The organism is Caballeronia sp., from assembly GCF_049581465.1.
GTDB lineage: Bacteria > Pseudomonadota > Gammaproteobacteria > Burkholderiales > Burkholderiaceae > Caballeronia.
Genome location: NZ_JBAUSA010001214.1, coordinates 1 through 3,836, shown reverse-complemented (window position 1 = coordinate 3,836; position 3,836 = coordinate 1). Strand labels below are relative to the sequence as shown.

Sequence of the window (3,836 nt, the reverse complement as noted above, 5' to 3'; positions counted from 1 at the left end):
CCGCATGCGTGGGCCGGCGGCAGCGCGCGCGGCTCGTACACCGACGCGAGCGGCCCCGACGCGAGCGCAGCCATGTTGCGCTTCTTTCTCGATCACCCGCTCAAAGGATAGGACGACGGGAGCGATCGAGGCGCGCATCATCAAGCCGGCAGCGAAAAGCTCCCGATCGCTTCACGCAGCACGTCGACTTGATCCTTCAGCGAATGCGCCGCGGCCGCTGCCTGCTCGACCAGCGCCGCGTTCTGCTGCGTCACCTGATCCATCTCGCCCACTGCGCGGTTGACCTGCTCGATGCCCGCGCTTTGTTCATGCGACGCTTGACTGATTTCGTCGAGGATCTCGTTCACACGATGCACCGACGTCACGATCTCGGTCATCGTGGCGCCCGCATTCGACACGAGCGAAGAGCCTTCCTTCACCGTATCCGTCGATGTCTCGATCAGCGCCTTGATCTCTTTCGCCGCGGTGGCCGAGCGTTGCGCCAGGCTGCGCACTTCCGCCGCTACCACGGCGAAACCACGGCCTTGCTCGCCGGCGCGCGCTGCTTCGACCGCTGCGTTGAGCGCCAGGATATTGGTCTGGAACGCAATGCCGTCGATCACACCGATGATGTCGCCAATCTGCTTCGAGCTTGCGGTAATGCGGGTCATCGTCTGGATCACTTCCTCGACTACGCCGCTGCCGCGCCGGGCGACATCGGCTGCCTGACTCGCAAGCTTGGCGGCTTGCGTGGCGCTGTCGGCGTTCTGCTTCACGTTCGCGGTTATCTCGTCCATGCTCGACGCCGTTTGTACGAGCGCGGCCGCTTGCTCTTCCGTGCGTTGCGACAAGTCCGTATTGCCCGCGGCAATTTCCGACGCGCCCACGTTGATGTTTTCCGTGCCCGCGCGAACGCGTGAAACGGTTTCGACCAGGCCACCCTGCATCTGGCTCAACTCGAACATCAGGCTGGACGAATCGCCGTCGGCCACCGGCACGCGTGTCTTGAGATCTCCGCGCGAAATGCGCTGCGCGGCGCTGACCGCGAGCGCGGGGTCTCCGCCGAGTTCACGCTTGATGCTGCGCGAGACCCACAACATCGCGAGCGATGCCAGTGCGCCGAGTACAGCGATTATGCTCAAGCGGGTCAGCACGGTTGAATAGAACGCGGCGTCGATGTCGTCCAGGTACATACCGGTGACGATGTACCAGTCCCACGGCGCAAAGCGTCTGGAGAAGCTCATCTTGGCGACGGGCTTGCCGGTGCCGGGCTTCGCCCACTGGTATTGGGCAAAGCCGCCTGCTTCCGACGAATTGCCGGCTGTGACGATATTGACGAAAACCTTGTTGCCCGCCGGATCAGTGAAACCTGACATGTCCTTGCCGTCCATCTCTGGCTTGATCGGATGCATCAGCATGACCGCGTGCGAATCGTTGACCGAGAGATAGCCGTCCGTGCCGTAGCGCAGCGACTTGATCGTCGCGAGCGCCTGCTTCTTCGCTTCGTCTTCAGTGATCGTCTTGTCAGCGGCCAGGCTGGCGAAATGGGCCGTCGCGGTGTAACCCTCGCTAACCAGGGCTCGCAACTCCTCGCGACGGTCGTCCACCATCGAGCCGCGATTTGCCAACGCACTAAATACGCCGATTGCAAGCAGCCCGAGCCAAAGCACGGCCATCAACGATCCTAGTTTCTGATTCAACGTCATGTTTTTCATGTTGCCGCCGATGCCTCTTTATCAAATGCCGTGTGAAGTTGCGACTGTCTAGCGTTGTGCAGCGCTGAGCCTGACTCGCTTTACGGCAATCCGCAGGCCGAATGAAGACTCGGGTCAACCCGAACGACGGCTAAGCGGCCACGCGCCCGGTGCCGGCCAAGGGGCGGTGCGGAAGCACCCGGTGGACGTTAATTTCGCGGACGATTTAATTCATTGAATGTTTAATTACTTGTTAGACGATTCGCCCTGAATCTGTCGTGCACTTGGATGGTGCGTCTGGTCATGAAACATTCACTTAATAAGCTTAATTCGCGGCCGTTAAGTGAGTACTAGACAACCGCCTTATCTCATGTACCCCACACTTACTCCCGCAGTGCAGCAACCGTCGCGTACGGTCGCGGCATTGATCGCCAATGGCAGTTTGCAGGCGATGTTCCAACCCATCGTCCGTCTGGCTGACGGGGAAGTGAGCGGCTATGAAGGGCTCATTCGGGGCCCGGCAGGCGCGCCGCTGGAGATGCCTGCGGATTTGTTCGCGCAGGCGGAACACGAACAGTGCTCACTTGCACTTGAAATCGCGGCTGCGCAAATATGCTGTGAAACGTTCGCCCGCCTCGAAGGCGCAGGCCGCCTGTTCATCAACGCAAGCGCCTCTGTCATGGAAGCGGTATGTTCCGGTGGCGACGGCCTGACTACCCTGCTAGGCGCCAGCTCGCTCGCGCCGGGCCGGGTCGTGGTCGAACTGACCGAACAGAGCGTCGTGAACGATCCCGAGGGCTTCAACGCGATCGTGCGTGAACTGCGTTCGACCGGCGCCGGTTTCGCGCTCGACGACTACGGCAGCGCCAACGCAAGCATGAGTCTCTGGGTGACGCTGGCGCCGACCTACGTGAAGATCGACCGGTTCTTCATCGATAACATTGCGCTCGATCCGATGAAGTTCGAAGCGGTCAAGGCGATGGCCGCGTTTGCCAAAGTGAGCGGCGCTGAACTGGTGGCCGAGGGAATCGAGCGCACCGCCGACCTGGGCATCGTGCGCGATCTTGGGATTGAATACGGGCAGGGATTTTTATTGGGCCGGCCCGCTACCGCGCTCAGCACGGTGTTGCCTGCTGCCATTGGCAACTCGCTTCGTTCCTCGCGGATCACGGTTTATCCGTCGAGCACCCGCAGCAATCGGAGCGCGGCCGCAGGCGGTCTCGAGCTGGACCGCATGATGATCGCGGCGCCTACGCTGCCGCTTAACGCACGTAACGATCACGTGGTCGCGCTGTTCAACGCGGCGCCGGATCTGCACGCGGTGGCGATTCTTGACGACGGCAAGCCGGTTGCGCTCATCAATCGCCGCGCGTTCATGGATCAATACGCGTTGCCCTATCATCGCGAGTTGTTTGGCAAGCGGCCGTGCCTTCAGTTCGCCAATCCCGCTCCGCTGGTGGTCGAACGCGATGCCACGCTCGACCAGCTTGCGCGCATGCTGGCTAACGACGACCTGCGTTATCTCTCCGACGGATTTGTCATCACCGACGGCGGCCGCTACGCAGGACTTGCCACCGGTGAGCGCCTCGTGCGAGCGGTGACGGACGTGCGTATCGAGGCGGCGCGTTACGCGAACCCGCTGACCTTTTTGCCGGGCAATGTGCCGATCAATACGCATGTGGAGCGCTTGATCGATAACGGCGTGGACTTTGTCGCGTGCTACGCGGATCTCGACAACTTCAAGCCTTTCAACGATTGCTATGGTTACTGGCAAGGCGATGAAGTGTTGAAGGCGGCGGCGTCGGCGCTGAATTCGGTATGCGAGCCGACGTCTGATTTCCTCGGGCACATTGGTGGCGACGATTTCCTGATCCTGTTCCAAAGCCAGGATTGGCAAAGCCGCAGTCTGCAGGCAATCGCTCGATTCAATCAGGACGTGAAGCGCTTTTACTCGGTGGAAGACCGGGCTGCGGGCGGTATTCATGGCGAAGACCGCGCGAGGAAACAACTCTTTTTTGGTTTTGTGACAATGTCGATTGGCGCTGTACGCGTGTCGGCGCGGGCCGCTCGGAGCTCGGAAGAGATCGGCGCGGTGGCGGCTATTGCCAAGCGGCGTGTTAAGAATGAGAAGAGCGGATTTGTCGCTATTGAGTTCGCTAACGC

Annotated in this window: 2 protein-coding genes and 1 pseudogene; 2 read left to right on the top strand and 1 reads right to left on the bottom strand. The window is 60.9% G+C overall.

Annotation, left to right across the window (positions count from 1 at the left end; translation table 11 throughout):
* A pseudogene (locus WCA53_RS29705) lies at positions 1–111 on the top strand (esterase); the annotation flags it as partial.
* A gap of 29 nt (positions 112–140) precedes the next feature.
* Here WCA53_RS29705 and WCA53_RS29700 read toward each other — a convergent pair.
* On the bottom strand, positions 141–1,685 hold the full coding sequence (locus WCA53_RS29700; RefSeq protein WP_423919699.1) for a methyl-accepting chemotaxis protein: 1,545 nt from the start codon (positions 1,683–1,685) through the stop codon (positions 141–143).
* A gap of 358 nt (positions 1,686–2,043) precedes the next feature.
* On the opposite strand from WCA53_RS29700, the gene WCA53_RS29695 reads away from it, so the two are divergent.
* A partial coding sequence (locus tag WCA53_RS29695; RefSeq protein WP_423919696.1) for a GGDEF domain-containing protein occupies positions 2,044–3,836 on the top strand: 1,793 nt, incomplete at its 3' end.

What these genes read in the sequence shown, in the direction of transcription:
- WCA53_RS29700 (WP_423919699.1), bottom strand. Translation starts at nt 1,685, where the DNA reads ATGACGTTGAATCAGAAACTAGGATCGTTGATGGCCGTGCTTTGGCTC.